Origin of the sequence: Actinoallomurus sp. NPDC052308, assembly GCF_040679195.1 — a bacterium.
Taxonomy (GTDB): domain Bacteria; phylum Actinomycetota; class Actinomycetes; order Streptosporangiales; family Streptosporangiaceae; genus Actinoallomurus; species Actinoallomurus liliacearum.
The window spans coordinates 990,207-1,013,092 of the sequence record NZ_JBFAUM010000002.1; the positions used below are offsets into that span (position 1 = coordinate 990,207).

The window sequence follows — 22,886 nt, forward strand, 5'->3', positions numbered from 1 at the left end:
CTTCGGTCGGCGCTCGGCGGGCTCAGCCGGCGTCGGGCGCGGTGCTCAGGCCCAGGGCGTCCGCCATCGCCCGGGACTTCACCAGCGTCTCCTCGAACTCCGCCGCCGGGTCGGACGCCGCCACGATCGCTCCGCCGACTCCGAAGGCGACCGTCTCGGGCGTGATCACGATCGTACGGATGACCATCCCCAGGTCGGCGGCGCCGCTGAGGGAGAACCAGCCGAGCGCGCCGGAGTAGACCCCGCGCGGGCCGTCCTCCAGCCGATCGATGATCTCCATGGTGCGCAGTTTCGGCGCCCCGGTCATCGAGCCGCCGGGGAACGCCGCCCGTACGCAGTCGACGGCGGAGGCGCCGGGCCGCAGCACACCCCGGACGGTCGACACGAGCTGGTGGACCGGGGCGTACGTCTCGACCGCGAACAGGCGCGGCGCGTGCACCGACCCCACCTCGCAGACGGCGCCGAGGTCGTTGCGGACCAGGTCGACGATCATCAGGTTCTCCGCCCGGTCCTTGGCGCTGGCGCGCAGCTCGCGCCGGAGGGCGGCGTCCTCCTCCGGCGTCGCGCCGCGCGGCCGGGTGCCCTTGATCGGCTTGGACTCCACGACACGGTCGGCACCGACGGACAGGAAACGCTCGGGCGAGGCGCTGAGCACCGCGACGCCCGGGAAGTCCAGCAGCGCCCCGTACGGGACCGGGCTGACCCGGCGCAAGAACGCGTACGTCCGCAGCGGGTCGGCGGCCACGGGAGCGACGGCCATGTTGGTCAGGCAGATCTCGTACGACTCGCCGTCGTGGATCTCCCGGCCGCACTCGGCGATCCGTTTGAGGTAGGCGTCCTCACTGTGCCGCAACTCGTACGGCAGGGCGGGCGCGCGGCCCGGCGCGGGCGGGCGCTCCCCCTCGGCGGGCAGGCGGCGTACGCGCGCCTCGGTCGCGTCGAGCCACGCGCCGGCGCGCGGGTCGTCGGCGCCCTCACCGAGGCACAGCAGGAAGCAGGTGCGCTCCCGGTGGTCGAACACCAGCGCGCGGTCGGCGAAGAGCAGCGCCGCGTCGGGCGTCGGAGCGTCGTACGCGGCCGTGCCGCCGGTCTCGGCCTTCAGCTCGTACCCGAGGTAGCCGACGTAGCCCAGATTGAAGTCGAACGGCAGCCGCTCGTCCGGCGGCAGGGCGCGTTCCCGGAGGCGGGCGTCGAGGTGGTCGAAGACCGGTCCTGACAGGAGCTCCACGGGCCGCCCCGGCCGCTCGACCCGTACGGTCCGCTCGCGCACCCGGTAGGTGACGAACTCCGCCAGCGGCCCCGTCCCGTCCCCCATGATCGAGAAGCGGGACCCGATGGCGGCCCCGGCCGCGCCGTCCAGCCAGAAGCTCCGCGGCCGGCCCGCGAACAGCTCCCGGTAGGCGGTCTCCGGATCCGGCGCCCGATCGATCCGCCGCACCTCGAGCCGGTACGGCGGCTCGCCCGAGGCGTGTGCCGGGGCCGGGACGGCGGACGCCGCCCGTGCGGGCGAGCGGGGGCGGTGACCGCCGAGGTCACGGGAACCGCCGAGGCCTTGGGAGCCGCCGAGGTCACGGGAGCCGCCGAGGCCTTGGGAACCGACGAGATCGTGCGAGCCGACGAGGTCGCGGAAGTTGGCGAGGAGCTCCCGGCCGTACTCGGTGCCGATCGACTCCGGGTGGAACTGCACGCCCCACAGCGGCCGCTCCCGATGGCGTACGCCCATCAGGACGTCGTCGGGTGTCCACGCGAGCGGCTCGAACTCCTCCGACAGCGCGGTCACGGCCAGCGAGTGGTAGCGGACGGCCGTGAACGGCGAGGGGATCCCCGCGAACAGGTCCCGCCCGCCGTGGTGGATCGGCGACGCGAGGCCGTGCACCGGCTCGGGGGCGTACCCGACGGTGCCGCCGAACAGCTCGCACAGCCCCTGGTGACCGAGGCAGACCCCGAGCACGGGCCGGTCCCAGTCGCGGATCGCGCGGGCGCTGACCCCGAAGTCCCGTTTCCGGCCGGGACGCCCCGGACCGGGCGAGATCACCACGCCGTCGAAGTCGCGCGGGTCGAGCGAGGACCATTCGACGTCGTTGCGGACGACCACGGGCGGGCGTCCGTTCACCTCGGCCATCAGATGGAAGAGGTTGTAGGTGAAGGAGTCGAAGTTATCGATCAGGAGTGTTCGCATCGAGCGCGGGACCTCTCAGTGGTGTCCGCGGAGCTCACCTCGAAGGATATGCGCCCCCCCGGAACTCAGGTCTCGCGGAGGATCCGCTGGAGGATCTTGACGGAGGCGTTGGGCGGCTCCGCCTCGATGACGACGCGGTTCAGTACGTGCCAGTAGTAGTCGACGTCGCTCGTCTTCGTGGCGTAGACGGCGTTCGTGAGCTGCTCGAGGTAGACGACGTCGGGGATGTCGTCCTCGGGGAAGCGCAGCAGCGTGATCGGGCCGCCCGCCGCGGCGTGGCCGCCGGCGCTGAACGGCATGACCTCGACGGTGACGTTCGGCAGCTCGGCGACCTCGAGGAGGTGGCGGAGCTGGGCGCGCATGACGTCCGCGCCGCCGATGGGACGGCGCAGCGCGGCCTCGTCGATCACCGCCCAGAGCTTCGGCGGGTTCGGCCGGTGCAGCAGGAGCCGCTGCCGCTTCATCCGCAGCGCGACGCGCCGGTCGATGACGGCCTCGGACTGCTCGCGGTGCGCGAGACGGATGACCGCGCGGGCGTACTCCGGCGTCTGCAGCAGACCCGGGATGAACTGCACCTCGTACGTGCGGATGACGCTGGCGGCCTGCTCCAGCCCGAGGTAGTCCTCGAACCAGCGCGGGACCACGTCGGCGTACTCCCGCCACCACGGCGGTTCGGTGGCCAGTTCGGCGAGTTCGAGCAGGGTCGCGCGCTCGGCGCCGCCGTCCACGCCGTACAGCGTCAGCAGCTCGGAGACGTCACGCTGCTTGAAACCCCGCCGCCCGAGCTCCAGGCGGCTGATCTTGGAGTGGGACGCCTGGATGGCCGCGCCGGCGCTCTGACAGGTGAGGCCGCGCGCCTCGCGCAGCCTGCGGAGCTGGGCGCCGACGAGCATCCGCAGCACCGTCGGACCGGCCTGGCGGTAGGCCAGCAGAGCGCTGTCGGCCACGCCACCAGCGAGGGGGCCAGTGACCATGCCGTTTACTCTCCGCTCCACAGTCGTCGCCGACACTGATCGCGTTCGAAGCCTCTCACGATAGCCTCGGCGGTGCGAACCGGATTGGACGGTTTGCCCTACGGCATCCCTCCAGCGGCATCGAGGAAAGGTCTTCCCCGTGACCGACGACGCGCACGCATCCGATCGACAGCCCTCCGAAACCGACCGCAGACTCCCCGAACCCGACCGGCCGGCCCCACCGGAGATCGACACGACCGTGCCCCACTCGGCGCGGATCTGGAACTACTGGCTCGGCGGGAAGGACAATTACCCCGTCGACCGGCAGGCCGGTGACGAGTTCACCGAGGTCTTCCCGGGCATCGTCGACGCCGCCCGCGCCGTCCGGCACTTCCTCGCCCGCGCGGTGCGTCATCTGGCGGAAGAGGCCGGAATCCGGCAGTTCCTCGACATCGGCACGGGCCTGCCGACCGTCGACAACACCCATGAGATCGCCCAGCGCGTCGCCCCGGAGTCGCGGATCGTCTACGTCGACAACGACCCGCTCGTCCTGGCGCACGCCCGTGCCCTCCTGACCAGCACCGCCGAGGGCGCCACCGACTACATCGACGCGGACGTGCGCGACCCCGACCGCATCCTCGAGGCCGCCGCCCGGACCCTCGACCTCGGCCGCCCGGTCGGGCTGATGCTGATGGGGATCATGGGCCACATCGACGATCGGGAGGACCCGTACGCGATCGTGCGCCGGCTGCTGGCCGCCCTGCCGTCCGGCAGCCACCTGGTACTGAGCGACGGCACCGACACCGATCCGCGACGCCGGGCGGCCCACCAGCGGTACAACCGCGGCGGCGCGGTGCCGTACCACCTGCGCTCCCCCGAGGCCCTCACCCGCTTCTTCGACGGCCTGGAACTCCTGGAACCCGGCGTGGTGCCGGTCTCCCAGTGGCGCCCCGAACACAGCCCCTTCGGCCTCCCACCCCGAGTGGAAACGTTGGGCGGAATGGCCCGCAAACCCTGACCGCCCAACGCCCGCCCCGACCGACCTCGAGGGTCAGGGTTCGGTGCCCCGGCGCCAGGCTCTGTCGTCGAAGAAGATCCGGACGGAGGAGGCGGTGCGGGCGGCCGGGCCCAGGTCGGCGGCGCGGGCGGCGGGGTCCATACGAAAGAACGGACCGTGGTGGCGACACCGCCGCGGGGCCGCCTCGTGCAACCGCCGGAACTCGCCGGAGAGCCGGGTCGGCGCCTCACTCATTCCACGCCTCCTCTGTGCGACCATCCGGATGCGAACAGTTACCGAACGTCATGGTAAAGCGCCCGTGAGCAGGCCGGACACTGTTCGCCCGAACAGGCGCCGGTGGCCGCACCACTACCGGCGCGGGCTGAATCGGAGCCGTCCGACCTCGAACCGAAGGGACGCACGATGCGCATCGCGATCAGTGGCGCGGCAGCCGCCGCCGCAGTGACACTGCTCCTCACGACCCCGAGTACCGCCCTGCCCATGGCGCCGGCCTTCGCCGGAGCGGCCGGCCTCGGCGCACAGGCGGCACCGACCCAGGCGTGCGCCGACCACGGCCGCAACGTCGGGCCGGCCGGCCCGACCGGTGGCACCGCCCAGGAAAGGATCGAACGGGTGGTCGCCGCCGCGGCGTCGATGACCGGCAGGGGCCTGTCCTACTCCTGGGGCGCCGGCGGAAAAGGCGGCCCGTCCTGCGGAATCGCCGACGCGAGCCCGGGCGGCCACCACGACTACAACGTCCTCGGCTTCGACTGCTCCGGTCTGACCCTCTACGCCTTCTGGAGAGGCACCGGCATCGACATCGGCAGCAGCTCTTCAGCTCAGTACCGCAACGGCACCAAGATCCCGCGAGACCAGATGCGACGAGGCGACCTGATCTTCTGGAAGACCCACGCCGAGCACCTCGTCCACGTCGCCCTGTATCTCGGGAACAACAAGATCATCGAAGCGGCGCCACCGCGTGGCACGAACAGCGTCCACGTCACCGACCTGTACTCCAGCGGAGGCGGCGACGTGATAACCGACCACGCCGTCCGCTACATCGGCTGACCCCACTCTCCTGCCGGAGGCCCAGCGAGCCCGCCCCTCCCGCATCGACGGCCCCCACCGCGCGGCGGGAGTGACGGTGCGGTGGGCCGCGCTCCCCTCGCCGTGCGGCCCCCGGTCACCCGGACGTACGGCCGGAGTCGCTGGCCGACTATCGGCGGGCGCTCGACTCCTACGGCGCTCGACGCCCGTGACGCCGAGCGGGTCCGGCAGGAGCCGGCCTACGCCAGGAACGCCCTCGTCCGGCTCGACGCCCGCGCCCACGGGCTGCCGGCCTTGAGCGCTTTCACTGGCGTCCACTGCGGCTAGAGCGCAGCGAACGCCAATGATCAACCATGCCGTTTCAACGGCGCGGACGGCGGGTCAGGGTTTGCGGCCGATGCCGCCGTACAGGGCGACGTCCTCCTCAGGGGTCAGTGGCGACACCTCCGGCCGCCACAGCGGGCACGACACCACCCCGGGCTCGATGGGTTCGAGGCCGTCGAGGAAACCGGCGACCTGCTGCGGGGTGCGCAGGTGGTACGGGACCGCGCCGGTGGCGTTGTACTGGCGGAGCGCCTCCCGGTAGGCCGGGTCCGTGTCGACGCCGTCGCGGACCGCGAGGAAGCTGCCGGGCGGCAGCGGGTCGAGCAGGCGACGTACGATCGACCGCGCCTCGTCGTAGTCCTCCACGTGGGCGAGGATCCCCATGAGGATCACCGCGACGGGCCGGTCGAAGTCGAGGGTCCGGGCCGCCTCCGCCAGGATCTTCTCCGGCTCGCGCACGTCGGCGTGGATGTACTCCGTCGCCCCCTCGGGAAGTCCGGTCAGCAGCGCCTCGGCGTGCGCGAGGACGAGCGGGTCGTTGTCCACATAGACGACCCGCGCATCGGGAGCCACCCGCTGTGCGACCTCGTGGGTGTTGTCCACGGTCGGCAGGCCGGTCCCGATGTCCAGGAACTGCCGGACCCCGGCCTCTTCGGCGAGGTACCGGACCACGCGGCCGAGGAAGTAGCGGCCGATCCGCGCCAGGTCGACGATCTGCGGGAACAGCTCACGGACGCGGTCTCCGGCCTCCCGGTCCACCGGATAGTTGTCCTTGCCGCCCAGCCAGTAGCCGAAGATCCTGGCCGAGTGCGGCACCGAGGTGTCGATTTTGGGGCGCTCGGCCGGTGGGGACAGTTCATCAGACATCGACTCAACTCCTGCCAAAACGGTTAACCCCAACGTTGCGAACGTAACCCACGCACCACTTTTCACTCCTCCATCGGCACGGCGCGGCCACAGGTGGCCGGAGGTGGCCGCCGGACCGGCGCGCCCCGAAGCCGAGGCGCTGCGGAGCGCGCTCGGCCAGGCGAAGCCCGGTAACGTCATCCGGCTGTCGCCGAGCACGGGAGGGCACCACCGGCGGCCGCGTCATCGGCAACGTCTTCGACGGGTCGAAGATCGGCGGCGACGAGCACAACGACTCCTGGGTCGACGTCAAGGGCAACGGCTACGTGTATCCAGGACAACACCGGGACGAAGACCCCCGCGGACGGTTTCCAGACCCACCAGATCATCAAGGGGTCGGGTACCGGCAACATATTCCGTGGCAACAAGATCGACTTGGCGGGCGGCAACGGTGTCGGCATCAACGACACGGCCGACGGCAACACGATCCTCTGCGACAACACGGTGAGCGGCGGTCGGCTCACCAAGGACGGCATGTGCGTCAACAAGTGAATCAAGGAGACAACTGCATGAACCCGAAGCCGACCGAGCTGCCCCGGCTCACCGTGATCGGCACCGGTTACCTGGGGGCCACCCACGCGGTCTGCATGGCCGCCCTGGGGTACGAGGTCCTCGGCGTGGACGTCGACGAGAAGAAGATCTCCAAGCTGGCCTCCGGCGAGGTGCCCTTCTTCGAACCCGGCCTGCCCGAGCTCCTCACGAAGGCGCTCGACTCCGGACGCCTCCGGTTCGGCACGTCGTTCGAGGAGGCGGCGGCGTTCGGCGACGTCCACTTCATCTGCGTCGGCACCCCGCAGCAGCCGGGCTCCGACGCCGCCGACCTGACCTACGTCGAGTCGGCCGTCCGCGAGCTCGCCCCGCACCTGGAGCGCCGCGCCCTCGTCGTCGGCAAGTCGACGGTGCCGGTCGGCACCGCGTACCGCCTCACTCACCTGGTGCAGGAGCTCGCGCCCGCCGGCACGGAGGTCGAGCTGGCGTGGAACCCGGAGTTCCTGCGCGAGGGCTTCGCCGTCGAGGACACGATGCGCCCCGACCGGCTCGTCTTCGGCGTCGCCACCGACTGGGCGAACGAGCGACTGCGCGCGGCGTTCGCCCCGATCCTGGACCTGGGCACGCCCGTCGTCCGCACCGACCTGGCCACCGCCGAGCTGGTGAAGGTCGCGGCGAACTCCTTCCTCGCCACCAAGATCTCCTACATCAACGCGATGGCCGAGGTCTGCGAGGCGGTCGGCGCCGACATCAAGGACCTGGCCGACTCGCTCGCCCTCGACGACCGCATCGGCGGCAAGTTCCTGCGCCCCGGCCTCGGCTTCGGCGGCGGCTGCCTGCCCAAGGACATCCGCGCCTTCGCGCACCGGGCCGAGGAGATCGGCGTGGGCCAGGCCGTGTCGTTCCTGCGCGAGGTCGACGCCATCAACCGCCGCCGCCGCGCCCGTACGGTCGACCTGGTGCGCGAACTGCTCGGCGGCCGGCTCGCCGGGGCGAACATCGCGGCGTGGGGGGCGGCGTTCAAGCCCAACTCCGACGACATCCGCGACGCGCCCGCCCTCGACGTGGCCCGCACCATGCACGGACTGGGCGGTTACGTCCGGGTGTTCGACCCGGCCGCGCTGGACAACGCCCGCCGCGCCTACCCGGAGCTCCGCTACGGCGACAGCGCCCTGGACGTCGCGCGCGACGCCGACGTCGTGGTGCTGCTGACCGAGTGGGCCGAGTTCCGCGAGGTCGACCCCGCCGCGCTCGGCGAGGTCGTCCGGCACAGGCGGATCGTCGACGGCCGGCACGCTTTGGACGCCGACGTCTGGCGCGCCGCCGGCTGGGAGTACCGCGCCCTCGGCCGCAACTGACCCCCGTGGCGGCGCGGCCGGTGAGCCGGCCGCGCCGCGCTTTCTTCAGCGGAAGGCGTCGGCGCGCTCCGCCACCCACTGGCGGAACGTCAGCGCGGGCGCGCCGGTGAGCTCCTCGACCGTGCCGGTCACCTCGGCGGGCCGGTCGTCGGGCCCGCTCAGCAGGGCGTCCACGAGCGCGGGCGGCCAGCCGTCGCCCAGCATCGACGCCCGCGCCGCCTCGGCCGTGGTCTGCTCGAAGCGCAGCGTACGGCCGATGACCTCGCCGATGATCCGGACCCGGTCCGCCGTGGTCAGCGCCTCCGGGCCGGTCAGGACGTACTTGGCACCGTCGTGGCCGTCCTCCGTCAGCGCGCGGGCCGCCACGGCCGCGATGTCGGCCTCATGGATGATCGCGTTCTGCCCGGCGAAGGGATAGCGGACGACGTCCCCGGTACGGACCTGCTCGGCCCAGCCGAGCGTGTTGGCCGCGAACGTCCCGGCCCGCAGGAAGGTCCAGTCCAGGCCGCTCTGCTCGATGGCGCGCTCCAGGTCGGCATGGAACTGGTTGATCAGGTCGGCCTGCCGCTCGGCCCGGTCGTCCACGCCGAGGGAGGACAGGTAGACGACGCGGCGGGCCCGTCGCTTGATGGCGTCGAGCACGGCGGGCGCGCCCTCGGCGTCGAGGAACGGCCAGACCAGGAACACCGAGTCGACGCCCTCGAGGGCCGCCTCCAGGCTCTCCGGCCGCCCCAGGTCCCCCGCCACGGTCTCCACCCCGGCGGGCAGCCCGGCCGCCTCCGGGTCACGGGTCAGCGCACGGACGCGGACACCCGCCGCCGAGAGACGAGTGACGAGATGCCGGCCAACGTTGCCGGTCGCCCCGGTGATCAGAATCATCTGGCTCCCCCTCTTACGCGAATCCTCTCGACGGGGACCGTACGACCTCAACCAAAGTTGAGGTCAACCGGGCGTGCGGCGGCGTCCGCCGGGGACGGTCCCCGGCGGACGCCGCGCGGTGCGTCAGCCGGTGACGCGGGTCGTGCGGTACGCCGGATCGGCGGCGATCTCGGCGTCGGTGAACCGGTCCTGGACCCACCGCTTGGCCGAGAACAGGCGGGTCTGGTCGGTGTGGTGCGGCGAGCTCGGGTTCGCCGACTCGGAGTAGGTGAGGATCGTCGACGCCCGCGGCCCGGCCGGCGTGAGGGACACGGCCATGATGAAGCTCGAGCCGGAGGTCACGTCGGAGTAGGTGCCGTCGGCCTGGAGCGGCAGGCTCGCGGGATAGATGGCGTTGAAGCAGCCCTCGGCGCCCGGGCAGCCGGGGATCGCGATCCCGGCGTACCGCTGCGCGGCGCCCAGCGGCTCGTCCAGCGGCACCTTCAGCGCCGTCATCCGCTGGACGGTGTCGGCGAGGGCACGGCCGACGCCCGGATCGGCGGTGTTCAGGTCGCGCGGCGTGGTCACCGGGTGCGCGGGGTCGAACGGCGTGCGGAACAGCCGTGACGCCGCCGCGGCGAAGAAGAACGCCCGCCACAGGACGGCGCCCTCGCTGCCGGTGTCGGTGCGCAGGTCCCAGGCCGCCAGGACCCGGCACGCGGCGCGTACGTCCACCGACGTTCCGTCGGTCGCGGTCAGCGTCGGATGCGCGCGGCAGTAGGCCACGAGCTGGTCGCGCAGCAGCTCGGCGCTCAGGTCGCGGTCGCCGAGCATGGTCCGCCGCAGGCTCGCCAGGTCGAAGCCGCGCGGTCCGAGCCCGTCCGTTCCGGCCAGCCGCTGCTTCACCATGTCCAGGCCGAGCCGGGTCCGCAGCGACCGCTCGGTGCCCGTGTCCCCGAAGATCCGCGGGAACCCGGTCAGCGGCACGTCCGGGTTGGTCAGCCAGGGGCTGTTGTTCGAGTTGGTCACATAGTCCGTACGGGACAGGCGCGGCGTACGGGAGGGCCCGAAGATGCCCGGTTCGATCGCGTCCGGGTCACTGCCCCACGCGCAGCGGGACGTCGACCCGTCCAGCGCCGGCTCCGGGCCGTCGACCGCGCAGCTCTTCAGCTGGTCGTCGGTGACGTGCGGGGCGACCGACGCGTCGGCGTAGTACGCCTGCCCGGTCGAGTCCGCCGCGATCGTGTTGGTGAACGGGATGCCCTGGTAGGTGTCCTGCGCCTTGCGCAACTGCGCGACGCTGTCGGCCCGGTCCATCGCGAGCCAGGTGTTCATCGCCCGTACGTTGCGCGCGTTGACGTCCCGGATCGCGTACGCGTTCGTGGTCGTCCAGCCGTCCGCGACCACGGGCCCGTACCGCGAGTCGTACAGCGTCCGGCTCACGCTGCCGAGTCGGCCGTCCTTGCCGCGCACCTGGACCGTCACGGTCCGCTTGGTCATCGCCTCGCGGTGCCCGTCCACGACGTACGCGGTGGGGTCCCCGGGCACGAGCGTCAACCGGTAGAACGTGGCCCGCGCGGCCGTGGAGACGGTGTGGCTCCAGGCGAGATGCTCGGTGTGCCCGATCTCGACGAGCGGCGTCCCGTACAGGGCGACGCCGCTGACGTTCAGCCGGCCGGGGATCGTGAGCTGCACCTGGTAGAACCGGCCGACGCCCGCCCAGGGGAAGTGCGGGTTGGCCAGCACCATGCCGCCCGTGCCGCCGCGCGTCGCGCCCCGGCCCAGCCCGTACGCGTTGCTGCCGGCGTCGGCCTTCGGCAGCACGGGCGGCTTCGTCCGTACCGCCTTGCCCGCCGTGGGCGGCGCGGCGTCGACGATCGGGTCGATCGCCTGCTCGACGCCCTCGATCTGCGTGACCTGGTACATGTCCCGGTAGACGTCCAGCTCCGTCATCGGCCGCACCCACGCGGCACCGCGGCAGGTGGAGTCGGGAAGCCGGGAGACGCCGGTGTCGCGAAGGTAGCGGTTGTAGCCCGCGACGTAGCCGCGGACGATGTCCCGCACCTCCCGCGTCGGCCCGAGCGGCGCGGGCTGCGCGATGAGCCGGCGTACGGTGCCGGACCGCAGCTCGGCCTGCTGGTACACGTCGCTGGCGAGGTTCGACGTGCTCACCAGCGGATCGTCGGTCGCGGCGTCCGGCCCGAAGTACCGCGACCGCTCCCCGGCCAGGGTGACCAGGTGCGACGCCATGACGCACAGGTTGTCCTGGGCGAACGCGTACCCTTCCCCGAACCCGAGACCGGCGTAGTCGGCCGCCTTGATGTGCGGGATCCCGTACGCCGTCCGCCGGATCTCGGCCCTGTAGGGCCCGGTGGGCGCGGCCCCCGCCGGTACGGCGACGGCCAGGGGGAGTGCGGTGAGCGATGCCACCGCGCACGTGACGAGCTTCCATCTCATGGAGATCACCTCGGGCTCATGATCCGGCCCGGTTGATCCTCTTACATCGCCCCTGCGACGGGTTCCGCCTTCCCCCGAACGGATGACCCCGCCCACCCGTCCACCCCAGGTCGTACGCCCTCGGACGAGTCACAGAACAGCCCGAGACGTCAGGGCGTACACGGATGCGAAGACCGCAAGTCAATCTCGGGAAGCGTCGACTCGCTCCACCCACTGAAGAAGATCTACGTCGAAGCCGACCAGAACCTCAATCGACCCCCCGGAATGCCTCTCGCGCATGTTCCCGGAGTAGACCTCATTGTAGGAGAAATTCTCCACCAGATGCGCTCTGCTCAAGGCAGGCAGCACCTCTTCCTTGAGGGAGCCCCACGGACGCAGATCCTCAACGGCGTCGATTCGCGGCATCGGTACATCCGGCCGACGCCCGAGACGCTGCCCCCAAGAATAACGGCGTGGCGTCACATTGACCAAGAACATGTAGTCGCCAAAGTTGGGAAGTTCGAACGCGAACACCCTGGAGTCCTTGAAACGCTCCGGAAGCTCCGAATTCTCGTCGGCGAGATCGAACTGATACTCAGGCTCACCCAGGATGGAGATCTCAACATCTACCGTGTGGACCATCTTGCCGAGCTCCGTTCGCCTCGCTGATTCCAGGACTCGCTTGGCGTCATCCCACGACGCGTCGAGTTCGGCCAGCACTTCGGCGACTTTCTCCGAGTACGACATGAAACCCAATAGGTATAGCTGAAATTCTCGTATCCCAAACCTTTCCATTAGATAGCCCCTTACGGCCGGCGCACCCGCAGTCCGGAATCAACTAGCCATGGGTACAGCATAATCGGACGCTGGAGCCTCACCGTGGAAGCCGGACCGCTGCCCAGCCCCGGTCTCGGCCGTAGCAGCGCCGCCGGGCAATAGGTAGACCGATATTTGGGTGACGCGCCGTTCGCGAAGGTCACCACACCGGGCACTAAAAATAACACAGCAAAGAAGAGCACCCCGAATGCGACCTGCCGCCGCAGGTCCTCCGTGCTCCTCTTCTAAAGCTTATCGAGCCTCACCTTAGTCATCAGGAATTTCCGTTCTCTGCTTCGAGCTTCGCGCGTAGCCGGGCGAGCATCTGTTCACTGGACGCGGCGAGCCTCTTCCGTTCCGCCACCGGACGCTGTTCGATCTTCTGCCAGAACTCCTGGTAGTCGCCGAACAAGGCTTGGCCGTACGCCTCGGTTTTCACGGCATCGCGCAGCTTCAGCCGTCCCGCCAGGACCTCTCGCGCCATCTCCTGCAGAACGGGGCCTCCTGAGCCACGGGCCAACTGCCGCAGAGCCGCCCGCATGATCTCCGTCCGCGCGATGTCCCCACGCGTGATGTCGGCCAATTCTTTCTCGTATTCCGCACCGGCGGAACGCTCTTCCTCAGTGGGCATATCCACTCTCCATCGGGCTGTCGTAACCCGTGTCCGGAAGCGGGAACCTACTGAACAGTGACATCTGCCCGACCTGGCCGTGCACGACGCCTACATACCCGTTACAGATTCCCGTACCGATCTCGCGCAGCTTGCTGAACTTCTCGTAGTCTTCGACTATCAGTGCCGCTTCTGCAGCGGCGGTTCCTCCGCAGACAGCACCGCCGAGGACGGTCTCACTCGAGGCCGCCGCCGCCGCCAATGCGATCGAACCGATGATCGCGTGGTCGATCATCCCTTTGTAGAGACCGGCACCGTCTTCTGCGAGCTTGGCGACCCCGGCCGCAGCCTTCTTGTACTCCGCGCCGATCGTGGAGAAGACGGTGTCCTGCTGACCGACGGCGGTGCTGAGGTTGCTGAAGAAGCCCTGCGCCGCGTCGGCGGCGTTCCCCTGCCAGGAATCCCGCAACTCATTGGCGCCTTGCTGGATGTTGGTGCTGACGCTGTTCATCATCGCGCCGATGTTCTCGAAGGCACCACCACATTCGGCGTAGGCCTTCCAGTCTCCGCCGAACCACTCGCCCGCCTGTTCGGCCGGGTCATGCCCGGTCACCATCTTGACGAACTCGACCACCGTCGTGGACGGCGCCACGGCCTCGAACAGTGAGGTGACGTCGTCCATCGGGCCTGCGGACGCCTCGACTTCGCCGACGTCGGGCTCTTTCAGGTAGGTCAGCGGGTCTTCCTGATCCTCGAAATGATGCGTCTGCACCGGGGCACTGCCGAGGTCGGTCAGGTGCGATCCCGGTCGAGCGGCCTTCGGGTAGGTGGCGTCCACTTTCGCAGCCGTCTTGTGCTCGGTCTTCCGGTAGTAGACCGCGGCCCCTTGCAGGCCGTGGTAGGACCGCCAGCCGGCCTTCTGCAGGTTTTCCAACACTTGGTGAGCCGAGTAGATGGCGCTATGAGACGCAGGGTTGATGATTTTTATCAGCAGTCCGTCGGCACTGCCCAGATCCGAGTACCTGGAAAGATATTTGTCGGCCCGAACACCCTGGTCGCCGACACGATTCACCAGTTTGCCGTACGACTCCAGGTCGTCAGGGGTAACACGCAGTTCGGTCATCATCCCTCGAATTCAATGTCGATCGATAACGAGCAGGCGCATGACATAGGCCAAGGGGGTACCCACGATGATGGTGACGATCGCCCAGCCATAGAGCGCCCTCGTCATGTGAACGAATCGTTTGGACAGCTCCGGCAGCAGGACGCCGAGATTCACGGCTATCACGAGTGCGCCGAAGATGATCCGGCAGATCCAGTCCCCGACGTCCGGGCGGTAGTCGATCACGTCGGGCGGCAAGAAGATGAAGAGACCCATCGGCCAGGTCGCGAAGAAGACCACGAGCCTTCGCAGGTAGAGGAACTCAGCCTGCACCGCCCCCACCGCAGCGGCTTTGGCTACGATGCCGACCTTTTCACGACGCGACCGCGTCAACCGTGAATCGTTCTTCTCGGTCATCATCTTCTCATTCCGCGCGCACGGCGAGAGTGACCATACTAAGACCCCTAATCCGAATAATACGCGTCAGGTGTAGACGGTTCCGATAACAGCGATCAACACATAGGACGCCACCAGTAGACAGAAGGCGATCAGCGACAAGCGGTTCTTACGACGCTCATCCCCTGATCCGTTCATGGACATGACGGCGAGGACGTCGGCAGCGACCATGAGGCCGATGATGACAAAAAGCATCCCCCAAACGGGCAGCAATTGGACCGAGATCCTGGGTGACGCGCCGCTCGTGAAGGTCGCCATGCCGGGTACCAGGAAAAACGCGGTGAAGAAGAACACTGCGAAGGCGACCTGCTTTCGCAGATCCTCCTTGCTCCTCTTCTGGAGTTTCCTAAGCTCCACCCCATAGTTCGGCGGCAATGGCCTGTTCTGCCGTCCCATTCGCCATCCTCCACCATCATGAGAGAAAATGCCGCCTGCGGCGGAATACGAAAACCCCGATACCGGCCACCAGCGAGAGAACCGCGATCCCTCCGACCGCGTACAGGATCGACGATGAGCCGCCGGATCCACGGTCTGGCTTCGCCACGACCGAATGGGGGGCCGAGGAGGTCGGGGAGGGTGTGGCGGTCGCGCTGCTATGTTGCTCCTTGTCCCAGCGCTCGTAGACCGGGTTCGGCGCGTTCGCGGGCACCCTGTCGGTCAGCGCGTGGTACGGGCGGAGCAGGCCGTAGCCCGTCTGGAGGTCGACGCCCCGGGGGCCGGTGTCGAGCGCCGAGGCGATGATCCGCTGCACAACCTGCCGCCCCGACATCTTCGGGAACTTGGCCCGCACCAGCGCTACCGCTCCGGCCGTCAGCGCGGTCGATCCGCTGGTCCCGGAGGCGTTGCTGAACACTCCGGCCCGGCCGATCGATCCGGTGTCCACTCCAGGCGCGGCGACAACGACGTAGGGCTGCCGGGCAGTCTTCACCCAGGGTCTCGCCTGGTAGTCGACGGCCCCGACGCCGACGACGCCGGGGCATGATGTCGGGGAGGCGGTCGCGTTGGTCGTGTCTCCATCGTTACCGGCGGCGGAGACCAGGACCACGTCGTGCTTGATCGCATAGTCCACCGCGTCCTGTATGTAGTAATCACAGTGCAGAGGTCCGCGCGGGCTCACGTCCCCGGTCGACATGCTGATCACCTTGGCCCCGTGGTCGACTGCGTAGCGAATTCCCTTCGCTTGCGTGTCCTCGAGGGCGTAATTCGCGTTGTCCCGGTATACGGTGACCGGCAGGATTCTGACTCCCGGTGCGATTCCCACCATCGTCGGCCCCTGGCCGGCGATGAGAGCGGTCATACCGGTGCCATGGCCGCCGCCTTCCGCGTCGAAATCCGTGCGGCCGTCGTCCTTCCGCCCGGTCAGATCGGTTCCAGGCAAGACGACGTCCGCGAGGTCGGCGAGCCTCGCGTTCACTCCTGTGTCGAGTACCGCGACGGTGACCCCTCTGCCGGTGGAGAGCGGCCAGACCTTCTTTTGGATGTCCCAGGTCGAGAACCACCACTCCTCAGCACGAGGCTGAGGAGTGGCCCCGGCCACGGGCGTCCCGGTGAAGGTGACCGCCATCGCGCCGACGGCCGCGAGGACGCGGCGCGCCCAGAGCGCCGTCCGCCTAGCCATTCAGCAGCCGGTCGATGTCATTGACCTCTTCGACGCCCAGGTCGTCCAGCAACCCGGGGGACGCACCGGCCGCACTCTTCGAGGTACCCGCCGTCTCCTCTTCGGGGGCGATGATGACGTCGAGCAGTTCCTGGAGGCGTTCGGGATCCAAGATGTCCGACTCCTTGACCACCTCGAGCACCTCACCGGCAACTGCCTCGTCGTGCCGCGGCGGTGCCTCCCCGATCGTGCCCGACCCCGCCGTCTCTCCCCCGGTCCAGACGTCCTCGTCTTCACCCAGCCAGTTCTTACGTCGCAGCTCGGTCTCCGACTTGCCGTCGGACCCGGCGGCCGTCGGCGTTCCGAGCGCCTGGCCGATGACGTCCTCCTCAGCGCCCCACGTCGCCTCTTCTTCGGCGAGCCACGTCGTGCGCTCACGTTCGGTCTCCGTTGTCCCGGCCGCACCACCGGTTGCGCCCGGTGCGCCCGGTGCCCCCACCACTCCGCGCGCCGCTTGCGACGCCTCGGCCTCTTCTACCGCGGCGGCGCGGGAGGCCGCCACCTCCTCCGCACTGCTCATCCCGGACTCCGACGGCACTCTGCCGGCACCCGGACCGCCGCGGGGAAACGCGCCAGGCCCTGGAAGCAGCGACGGTCCGCCGATACCGCCCGACGTGAGGCCGCCGACGGGGCTCGAAGGGGCTCCGCCGGACAGTCCCGGGGGCAAGGGGTTCCCGGTGTCCGGAGGTGTGGTGCCCAACCCACCACCCGTCGAAGGACCGCCGCCCGCGAGGTCCGCACCATGCCCGCCGTCCGGGATCGTGGGAAGCCCGTTTTCGCTCCCCCGCGGAACATGTGGCAAGCGCGGCGAATGCGGCAGCCGGCCACCGGTCGGTGCACCACCGCCACCGCCACCGCCGCCTACGCCACCACCGACTCGAGGAGAGCCGACGCCGGGACTGTAAGGCGTCTCCCTTCGATGACCGCCCAGAGTCGGCAGGTTCTGCTGCACCTTGTCCGGCATGGCGTCCCAGGCCGCGGCGATCTGATGGTTGACGGCCTGCATCACCCTGTTGGCGGCCGTCTGACGCCCTTCGTCCTCGGCTGGGCTGGCGCCGCCGGTCGGCCAGTTCGGCCATTGGAGACCTTTGAACTGCTTCAGTGCCGCACCGTAGGTCTGCAGCGCCGCACCGGCCTGCTGGCTCCGCCCGAACAACTCGTTCGCGGTCGCATACAGCTGCCCGAGCGCCTTCTGCGCCGCGTCGGCGTCGGCGCCCTCCCACTTCTCCGACAGCTTGGTGCCCACCACGTACAGCTCGTGCGCGACCATCCCCACGATCCTGGCCGCGTTGTTGTACGCCGCACCGGCGGTCGACACCTTCTCATGGTCCGTGGCCTCGAGAAGGGTCTGTATCTCGGTGTAGTTGTAGTTGGCGGGATGTCCCGACGGCCGCGCGCCCGTCTTGATCCGATACGTCTTGGAGCCGCTCATTCGTGTCCCCGAATCAGTCCACGGACGGCGCGGTCCGCTGGGTCGGGATGGTCGGTGGCAAAGGCGGAGCCTCGCCGTCGTCCAGCCGCCGTGACGCCTTGGACGACGCTTCCTCGGCGTCGTTGTGATTGCGGTGCTGGGTGAGGAGCAGTTGGGACGCGGCTGCGAGTTGACGTTGGAACTCCCGGTAGACCTCGAGGATGTTCTCGTGAGCGGTCTTGACCGTTCGCGCCAGTTGTTGTCCGGCGTCCCAGTTCCCGATGGCCTCGGCCCCGACGAGCCCCTCTTCGGCGATCATTCTCATGGCCTCGTCCAGGCCGTCGAGATGCCCGTCCAGTGCCTTCGACGCCGTCGGCAGGCTTCCGTCGGTCGGGAATTTGACGTGTCCACGAGCACTGGGCCACCAGTCGGGAAGCCTCAGCGGCTCATGTCGATCGTCCTGCTTCCCCGTCATCCCCGTTCCTTCCGTCTACCGCCGCCCCCGTGAGTCTCCGGGCAAGAGCCGGGGAACCGTGCCAGACTCCCGCCTGAGACCGCACAACGCGTGCAAGATAGAAGAAACCTGACTGAGAGTCGATAGAGAGTAAAGCAATCTTTACTCGCCACTTGCGGCCACATCTGTCGTACTCGGAGGTCAGGAGGAGGAGGAGACATCGAGGACCGTCCGCTTGCCGTCGGGCGCTACCTGGATGACCGGGATGAGACGGTGCGCGGGGTTGCCGGTCGGGCCGAGGTCGATGTCGCCGGACGCGCCGAGTACGCGGTTCGTGGCGTGCTGGGCGTAGAGCATGTTCCGGACGTTCTCCGGAATGGGGTCGTCCTTCCCCGCCGGACCGGTCGTACGGCGGATCGCCTGCGCCGCCGTGAGCATCGCGTCGTGCGCCATGATCGCCCAGCCGGTGCGCAGGTCCGCCACGTCGAAGTGGCGCCGGAACTCCGCGAGGAAGCCCAGGTAGGCGTTGCGGGAGGGATTCCGGTCCCCGGCCAGCACGTCGGGGTCGGCCAGGGCCGCGTAGATGATCGAGCCGGGTCCCGGGTAGTCCGCCATCGCCGAGGCGTCGGAGCCGGTGACCAGCGTGATCGGGCGACGGCAGCGCTCCGCGAGGTAGCCGAACAGTGTCTTGATGAACTTCTGCCGCCCCGCGTAGAAGATCATGTCCGGTTGGTCCGAGCCGCAGATGTTGCCGGCGATGACGGAGAACTGGTTCGGCAGCCCCGGCTCGTCCGGCCGGTCCGCGGTGAAGACCTCCTCCAGCGCGTGGTGCCGTTTCAGGTACGAGTCGAGCACGGCATTCCTGGTGAAGTCGGTCCGCAGCGACCTGGCGTACAGGTCGGTGGCCTTCTGGTCGGTCACCAGGGTCGCCGTGCGCAGGTCGTGCCGTTTGGCCAGGACCTTGCCGATGACGTCGAGCTCGTCGGCGACCTGCGGGTTGACGCGGGTGAGGCCGGGGATCGGGCCGCTGCCCAGGCCGACGGCGGCCCGCGCCGCGCCTTCGGTGTCGAAGCCGTCGCCGGAGATGACGTCCCCGACCATCGGGATCTTCGCCTTGGACAGTTCGAGGGCCGCCTGGACGGTCGCCGCGGTGCTGAGCGTCAGTCCGGCCACGGCGACGAGGTGGTCCGGTGCCCCGGTCATGTCCTCGAGCCGGCGGACCACGCGCCGCCACTCGCTCTGGTCGCCGCCCTGGTTGGCGAGGACGAGCCGGATCTGCGGGCGATCGCCGCCGCCCTCGCCGCGGTTCGCGCGGAGCTGCCCGACGTACGCGCCTTCGAGCTCGGGGATGATGCGGCCGGTCGCCAGGTCCCGCTCCGGGGCCGAGGAGAACGGTCCGAGGTAGGCCACGGTCACGTACTCCTTGCCGCTGTGGCGTACCCGCTGGTTCTCGTCCCAGATGGCCTTGAGGAGCGGTTTCCAGTTCTTCTCCTGGCCCTTGGCGGCGAACCACGGGTGGTCGTGGTCGCGCCCGTCCGTCACCCCGACGCACTCGCCGTGGATCCGCGGTACGCCGGCGGCGCACCGCCCCAGCCGGCCGACGATCACGACGACCGTGACGGCGACGAGGAGGAGCACGACCACGGCCGCGCCGGCGAGCAGCAGGCGGCGCCGGTGCCGGGGCCGTTCGAACGGGTTGTCGCCGCTGGTCACGCTGTCACCCTCCCGGAGTCGGCCGGCCTCAGTCCCATAGCGGCGCCTCGTTGCGGTGGTCCTGGGCCCGCAGCCGCAGCACCTGCCGCCGACGCGGGCAGAACCGTGTGATCGCGTCGTAGCCGGCGGCGGCGTCGTAGTGCAGGTCCCGGCGCCGTACGCCGGTGAGCGGGTCGGTGACCAGCCACAGCGCCGTCACCAGCGGGGCCAGCGCCTGCACCGCCGGGGGCTCCTTCTCGGTGTCCGCCCAGGCGGCGAGCGCCTGCGCCTCCTCGGCGGGCTCGGCGCCACCGCTCGTACGGCGCGGCGCGGCCACGACCGCGTCGAGCAGTTCGAGCCACGATTCGCCGTCGAGCCCGGCCAGCCGGTCGGCGAGCCGCCGGGTCACCAGCGGAACGTCGCCCAGCGCGAGGGCGTGGTACAGCTCGCCGGCCTCGTCCTTCTCGGCCTGCGCCGCGACGCGGAGCCGCTGGTGCACGGTGGACCAGTCGGCGGCGCCGTCGGCCGTGGCCAGGCGGCGGAGGAGCACTCGCCGCAGGACCGGCTCGAGCACGGCGGGCTCCGGCGGGTCGCCGCCGCCCCACAGGTCCGGCGTGTGAACGGTCTCGGCGTCGGAGTCGAGCAGCCCGCGGGGAACGGTCAGGCGGTCCGCGTCGTCCTGGTGCCGGGCGGCCGCCGCGATGAGCAGCTTGTCGAGCTCCCGCTGCGTACGGTGGCCGAGCAGGTCGGCCGTCAGCCGCTCGCCGACCGTGCCGGTGCCCGACGGGTCCGGCCGGTCGAGCAGGTCCCGCACGTCGTACGGCCCGTCCGGCTCGTCGGCGATCGCCCAGAGCAGGCGGCGAGTGCCGCCCGGGTGGCCGCCGGTGAACTGGTAGATCATCGTGGCGATGCGGCGGTCGTTGGCCGCTTGCAGGCCCAGCCCGGTCACCATCGTCGTGACCTGGCCCTCGTCGAGGTCGGGCAGCACGATCGGGTACCACCAGCGTGCGGCCGGGCCGCGCCGCCGCCGGTCGGTGCGCCCGGCGTTGTCGGGGCGCGCGTACGGCCGGATGTTCCGGGCGACGCGGGTGGTCAGCAGCCCCCGGCTGGTGGCCACGAACGTCAGCGGGTCGGCGGCGCGGCCGTCCGCCACCCGGTCCTGGCGGCTACGCGCGAGGTCGAGGAGGAACTGCTGGCCATCCCGCGTGTCGGCGTTGTCCAGCAGCACGGCGGCGGTGAACGGCTGTTTGGCCGCCCGCCGGTTCTCGAAGTTGTCCCTTAGGTCCGCCAGGAACGCCGCCATGAGCAGGCCGTCGACCATCTCCCGGTTGTCGGCCTGGAAGCGGACGTTCAGCCGGATCAGCTCGTCGATGGGGTCCCGGCCCAGGCCGAGGTCCTGGTCGCCGTACCAGTCCTGGCCCGCGCCCAGCAGGAGCCGGCGGCCGCGCCGCCCACTCGCCAGCAGGCCGTCGACGAGCAGCCCGGCGAAGTCCGGCACCGGGATCTGCTGCGGTATCCCGAGGATGGCCTGCAGCGGAGGCGCGACCCGCTGGACGAGCCCGCGCAGGGCCGCGACGTTGCGGTACTGCTCCAGGCGGGCCTTGACCTGGGCGTACGCCCGCGCGTGGTCCTTGACGTCGAGCTTCTCCTCCAGGACGGCGCGCCCGATGATGAAGCGGGGGAATCCGAGCCGCCCGTAATCCCCGCATTTGCGATTGAGCTCGAAGGCGAGCGCCGCCAGCACCTCGTACCCCGCGACGCTGCCGATCGCCTCGAAATCGACGCGGGCGTACGGGACGTTCCCCTCGAGAAAATCACCGAGACAATCGAGCAGTGCGGTCTTCCCGCTGCCGCGCGGCCCCTCGAAGAGCAGGATGGGAGTCTCCCGCGTGACGCGCTTCCGCTCCTGCTCAGGGCGTTCCATGAACTCCTGTACGACCAGGACGGCGCGGTCCCGGCCGAAGATTCGGGCACGCCCACCCGGCGGCATCGCCATTCCCGCCCCCTGTCTTTACCCGCACGCGAGATCGACCAGCGTAACTGCCGCCTTTCCACGGCAGCAATATGACGACATCGAGCGCCCGGCGGTTCATTTCCCGATTAAGATCGTCGATCGCACGTCGGGAACAGAGCGCCCAAAATCGGAAAACCGAAAAAGCCATTTCAGGCAAGTCGAATAGACCCCCCTCGTGCCCCGTCCGGCGTGCGATGGAGAATGCGGTCCGCAGGCGCCGTACGAGGAGGGGGCATGGACGAGGTCGCGGAGTTCGCGGAGCATCGGCCGCGGCTGTTCGGTCTGGCGTACCGGATGCTCGGCGAGGCCGCCGAGGCCGAAGACGTGCTCCAGGACGCCTATCTGCGCTGGGCGGCGAGCGGGCCGGTCGAGGTCCCGGTGGCCTGGCTGACCAAGGTCGTGACGAACCTCTGCCTCAGCCGCCTCCGCTCCGCCCGCGCCCGCCGGGAGAAGTACGTCGGCCCCTGGCTGCCCGAACCGATCCTCACCGACGACGGCCGGCTCGGCCCGCTGGAGACGGTCGAACAGCGCGAGTCGCTGTCGTTCGGCGTCCTCATGCTGCTCGAACGCCTGACCCCGCCGGAGCGCGCGGCGTTCGTGCTGCGCGAGGCGTTCGGGTACCGGCACGCGGAGATCGCCGACGTCCTGGACATCGACGAGGCCTACGCCCGACAGCTCTACCGGCGCGCCCGCGAACACGTCGGCGAACCCCGCCGGCGGTTCACCGCGAGCCCCGCCCACCGCGAGGAGATCGTGCTGCGCTTCCTCGCCGCCGCCACGGAGGGCGACGTCGCCGGCCTGGAGAAACTGCTCGCCGAGGACGTCGTCGCCTGGTCCGACGGCGGCGGCAAGGTCACGGCCGCCCGGCGCCCGGTCGTGGGACCGTCCCACGTGGCGCGGATGATCTGCGGCCTGGCCGCCCACCCGCGCGCCGCCGGCATGGACATCGAGATCCGTACGGTCAACGGCCGGCCGGCGGTCGTCCTGAGCGAGGCGGGCGCGCCGTACATGGTCCTGGCCTTCGAGTTCGCCGGTGACCGGGTGGCCGCCCTACATTCCGTGCTCAACCCGGACAAGCTCGCGTACGCCGCCGCCCACGGCATGTGACCACCGTCACCGCCGGAGCT

Annotated in this window: 20 protein-coding genes; 4 read left to right on the forward strand and 16 right to left on the reverse strand. The window is 70.0% G+C overall.

Features of this window, described 5'->3' with window-relative positions; translation table 11 throughout:
* Positions 1-22 precede the first annotated feature (22 nt).
* Both pabB and AB0L00_RS10810 read right to left on the reverse strand, forming a co-directional pair.
* On the reverse strand, positions 23-2,179 hold the full coding sequence (gene pabB / locus AB0L00_RS10805) for an aminodeoxychorismate synthase component I (RefSeq protein WP_364431295.1): 2,157 nt from the start codon (positions 2,177-2,179) through the stop codon (positions 23-25).
* A 65-nt stretch (positions 2,180-2,244) separates the two neighbouring features.
* On the reverse strand, positions 2,245-3,153 hold the full coding sequence (locus AB0L00_RS10810; protein WP_345355850.1) for a helix-turn-helix transcriptional regulator: 909 nt from the start codon (positions 3,151-3,153) through the stop codon (positions 2,245-2,247).
* 226 nt (positions 3,154-3,379) lie between these two features.
* Here AB0L00_RS10810 and AB0L00_RS10815 point away from each other — a divergent pair, with 226 nt between their 5' ends.
* Positions 3,380-4,150, forward strand: coding sequence for an SAM-dependent methyltransferase (locus AB0L00_RS10815; RefSeq protein WP_364431635.1), 771 nt, complete (start codon positions 3,380-3,382; stop codon positions 4,148-4,150).
* A gap of 33 nt (positions 4,151-4,183) precedes the next feature.
* Here AB0L00_RS10815 and AB0L00_RS10820 read toward each other — a convergent pair whose 3' ends face one another.
* Positions 4,184-4,384 carry a hypothetical protein gene (locus AB0L00_RS10820; protein WP_364431298.1) on the reverse strand — a complete coding sequence of 67 codons (201 nt, stop codon included), beginning with the start codon at positions 4,382-4,384 and terminating at the stop codon, positions 4,184-4,186.
* Between the two features lie 168 nt (positions 4,385-4,552).
* On the opposite strand from AB0L00_RS10820, the gene AB0L00_RS10825 reads away from it, so the two are divergent.
* Positions 4,553-5,197, forward strand: a complete 645-nt coding sequence (locus AB0L00_RS10825) for an NlpC/P60 family protein (protein WP_364431300.1) — start codon at positions 4,553-4,555, stop codon at positions 5,195-5,197.
* A gap of 360 nt (positions 5,198-5,557) precedes the next feature.
* Here AB0L00_RS10825 and AB0L00_RS10830 read toward each other — a convergent pair whose 3' ends face one another.
* Entirely contained in the window at positions 5,558-6,367 is an 810-nt protein-coding gene (locus AB0L00_RS10830; RefSeq protein ID WP_364431303.1) for an SAM-dependent methyltransferase, read from the reverse strand.
* Positions 6,368-6,915: 548 nt separating this feature from the next.
* Here AB0L00_RS10830 and AB0L00_RS10835 point away from each other — a divergent pair.
* Complete coding sequence (locus AB0L00_RS10835; protein WP_364431306.1) at positions 6,916-8,253, forward strand: UDP-glucose/GDP-mannose dehydrogenase family protein; 1,338 nt, start codon at positions 6,916-6,918, stop codon at positions 8,251-8,253.
* A gap of 45 nt (positions 8,254-8,298) precedes the next feature.
* Here AB0L00_RS10835 and AB0L00_RS10840 read toward each other — a convergent pair whose 3' ends face one another.
* The 12 genes from AB0L00_RS10840 to AB0L00_RS10895 all read right to left on the reverse strand — a co-directional run bounded on the left by AB0L00_RS10840 (position 8,299) and on the right by AB0L00_RS10895 (position 21,741).
* A complete protein-coding gene (locus tag AB0L00_RS10840) occupies positions 8,299-9,132 on the reverse strand; it encodes an NAD(P)H-binding protein (protein ID WP_364431309.1) in 834 nt (277 codons plus the stop codon).
* A 123-nt stretch (positions 9,133-9,255) separates the two neighbouring features.
* Positions 9,256-11,568, reverse strand: a complete 2,313-nt coding sequence (locus tag AB0L00_RS10845; RefSeq protein WP_364431311.1) for a penicillin acylase family protein — start codon at positions 11,566-11,568, stop codon at positions 9,256-9,258.
* Between the two features lie 180 nt (positions 11,569-11,748).
* The gene (locus tag AB0L00_RS10850) at positions 11,749-12,294 is read right to left on the reverse strand and encodes a hypothetical protein (protein WP_364431314.1); all 546 of its coding nucleotides are present in this window, start codon (positions 12,292-12,294) and stop codon (positions 11,749-11,751) included.
* Between the two features lie 343 nt (positions 12,295-12,637).
* Positions 12,638-12,994: a hypothetical protein gene (locus tag AB0L00_RS10855; protein WP_364431317.1), complete on the reverse strand. Its 357-nt coding sequence runs from the start codon at positions 12,992-12,994 to the stop codon at positions 12,638-12,640.
* The gene (locus tag AB0L00_RS10860; RefSeq protein ID WP_364431320.1) at positions 12,984-14,099 is read right to left on the reverse strand and encodes a hypothetical protein; all 1,116 of its coding nucleotides are present in this window, start codon (positions 14,097-14,099) and stop codon (positions 12,984-12,986) included. Before AB0L00_RS10860 ends, AB0L00_RS10855 begins: the two co-directional genes overlap by 11 nt.
* Positions 14,100-14,108: 9 nt before the next feature.
* A complete protein-coding gene (locus AB0L00_RS10865) occupies positions 14,109-14,492 on the reverse strand; it encodes a hypothetical protein (protein WP_364431322.1) in 384 nt (127 codons plus the stop codon).
* Positions 14,493-14,558: 66 nt separating this feature from the next.
* Complete coding sequence (locus AB0L00_RS10870) at positions 14,559-14,927, reverse strand: hypothetical protein (protein ID WP_364431325.1); 369 nt, start codon at positions 14,925-14,927, stop codon at positions 14,559-14,561.
* 16 nt (positions 14,928-14,943) lie between these two features.
* Positions 14,944-16,149 (reverse strand): S8 family serine peptidase, encoded by a 1,206-nt coding sequence (locus AB0L00_RS10875; RefSeq protein ID WP_364431327.1) that lies wholly within the window; start codon positions 16,147-16,149, stop codon positions 14,944-14,946.
* Entirely contained in the window at positions 16,142-17,620 is a 1,479-nt protein-coding gene (locus tag AB0L00_RS10880) for a hypothetical protein (protein ID WP_364431330.1), read from the reverse strand. Before AB0L00_RS10880 ends, AB0L00_RS10875 begins: the two co-directional genes overlap by 8 nt.
* 13 nt (positions 17,621-17,633) lie before the next feature.
* Positions 17,634-18,074, reverse strand: coding sequence for a hypothetical protein (locus AB0L00_RS10885; RefSeq protein WP_364431332.1), 441 nt, complete (start codon positions 18,072-18,074; stop codon positions 17,634-17,636).
* A gap of 180 nt (positions 18,075-18,254) precedes the next feature.
* Positions 18,255-19,766 (reverse strand): hypothetical protein, encoded by a 1,512-nt coding sequence (locus AB0L00_RS10890; RefSeq protein WP_364431334.1) that lies wholly within the window; start codon positions 19,764-19,766, stop codon positions 18,255-18,257.
* Between the two features lie 28 nt (positions 19,767-19,794).
* Positions 19,795-21,741, reverse strand: coding sequence for a hypothetical protein (locus AB0L00_RS10895; protein ID WP_364431337.1), 1,947 nt, complete (start codon positions 21,739-21,741; stop codon positions 19,795-19,797).
* Positions 21,742-21,993: 252 nt separating this feature from the next.
* Here AB0L00_RS10895 and AB0L00_RS10900 point away from each other — a divergent pair, with 252 nt between their 5' ends.
* Positions 21,994-22,866, forward strand: coding sequence for an RNA polymerase sigma-70 factor (locus AB0L00_RS10900; RefSeq protein WP_364431339.1), 873 nt, complete (start codon positions 21,994-21,996; stop codon positions 22,864-22,866).
* The last annotated feature ends 20 nt before the right edge of the window (positions 22,867-22,886 follow it).

What these genes read in the sequence shown, in the direction of transcription:
- AB0L00_RS10850 (WP_364431314.1), bottom strand. Translation starts at nt 12,294, where the DNA reads ATGTCGTACTCGGAGAAAGTCGCCGAAGTGCTGGCCGAACTCGACGCG.
- AB0L00_RS10820 (WP_364431298.1), bottom strand. Translation starts at nt 4,384, where the DNA reads ATGAGTGAGGCGCCGACCCGGCTCTCCGGCGAGTTCCGGCGGTTGCAC.
- AB0L00_RS10810 (WP_345355850.1), bottom strand. Translation starts at nt 3,153, where the DNA reads ATGGTCACTGGCCCCCTCGCTGGTGGCGTGGCCGACAGCGCTCTGCTG.
- AB0L00_RS10885 (WP_364431332.1), bottom strand. Translation starts at nt 18,074, where the DNA reads ATGACGGGGAAGCAGGACGATCGACATGAGCCGCTGAGGCTTCCCGAC.
- AB0L00_RS10840 (WP_364431309.1), bottom strand. Translation starts at nt 9,132, where the DNA reads ATGATTCTGATCACCGGGGCGACCGGCAACGTTGGCCGGCATCTCGTC.
- AB0L00_RS10860 (WP_364431320.1), bottom strand. Translation starts at nt 14,099, where the DNA reads ATGATGACCGAACTGCGTGTTACCCCTGACGACCTGGAGTCGTACGGC.
- AB0L00_RS10855 (WP_364431317.1), bottom strand. Translation starts at nt 12,994, where the DNA reads ATGCCCACTGAGGAAGAGCGTTCCGCCGGTGCGGAATACGAGAAAGAA.
- AB0L00_RS10835 (WP_364431306.1), top strand. Translation starts at nt 6,916, where the DNA reads ATGAACCCGAAGCCGACCGAGCTGCCCCGGCTCACCGTGATCGGCACC.
- AB0L00_RS10870 (WP_364431325.1), bottom strand. Translation starts at nt 14,927, where the DNA reads ATGGGACGGCAGAACAGGCCATTGCCGCCGAACTATGGGGTGGAGCTT.
- AB0L00_RS10845 (WP_364431311.1), bottom strand. Translation starts at nt 11,568, where the DNA reads ATGAGATGGAAGCTCGTCACGTGCGCGGTGGCATCGCTCACCGCACTC.
- AB0L00_RS10825 (WP_364431300.1), top strand. Translation starts at nt 4,553, where the DNA reads ATGCGCATCGCGATCAGTGGCGCGGCAGCCGCCGCCGCAGTGACACTG.
- pabB (WP_364431295.1), bottom strand. Translation starts at nt 2,179, where the DNA reads ATGCGAACACTCCTGATCGATAACTTCGACTCCTTCACCTACAACCTC.
- AB0L00_RS10895 (WP_364431337.1), bottom strand. Translation starts at nt 21,741, where the DNA reads ATGGCGATGCCGCCGGGTGGGCGTGCCCGAATCTTCGGCCGGGACCGC.
- AB0L00_RS10865 (WP_364431322.1), bottom strand. Translation starts at nt 14,492, where the DNA reads ATGACCGAGAAGAACGATTCACGGTTGACGCGGTCGCGTCGTGAAAAG.
- AB0L00_RS10830 (WP_364431303.1), bottom strand. Translation starts at nt 6,367, where the DNA reads ATGTCTGATGAACTGTCCCCACCGGCCGAGCGCCCCAAAATCGACACC.
- AB0L00_RS10880 (WP_364431330.1), bottom strand. Translation starts at nt 17,620, where the DNA reads ATGAGCGGCTCCAAGACGTATCGGATCAAGACGGGCGCGCGGCCGTCG.
- AB0L00_RS10875 (WP_364431327.1), bottom strand. Translation starts at nt 16,149, where the DNA reads ATGGCTAGGCGGACGGCGCTCTGGGCGCGCCGCGTCCTCGCGGCCGTC.
- AB0L00_RS10900 (WP_364431339.1), top strand. Translation starts at nt 21,994, where the DNA reads ATGGACGAGGTCGCGGAGTTCGCGGAGCATCGGCCGCGGCTGTTCGGT.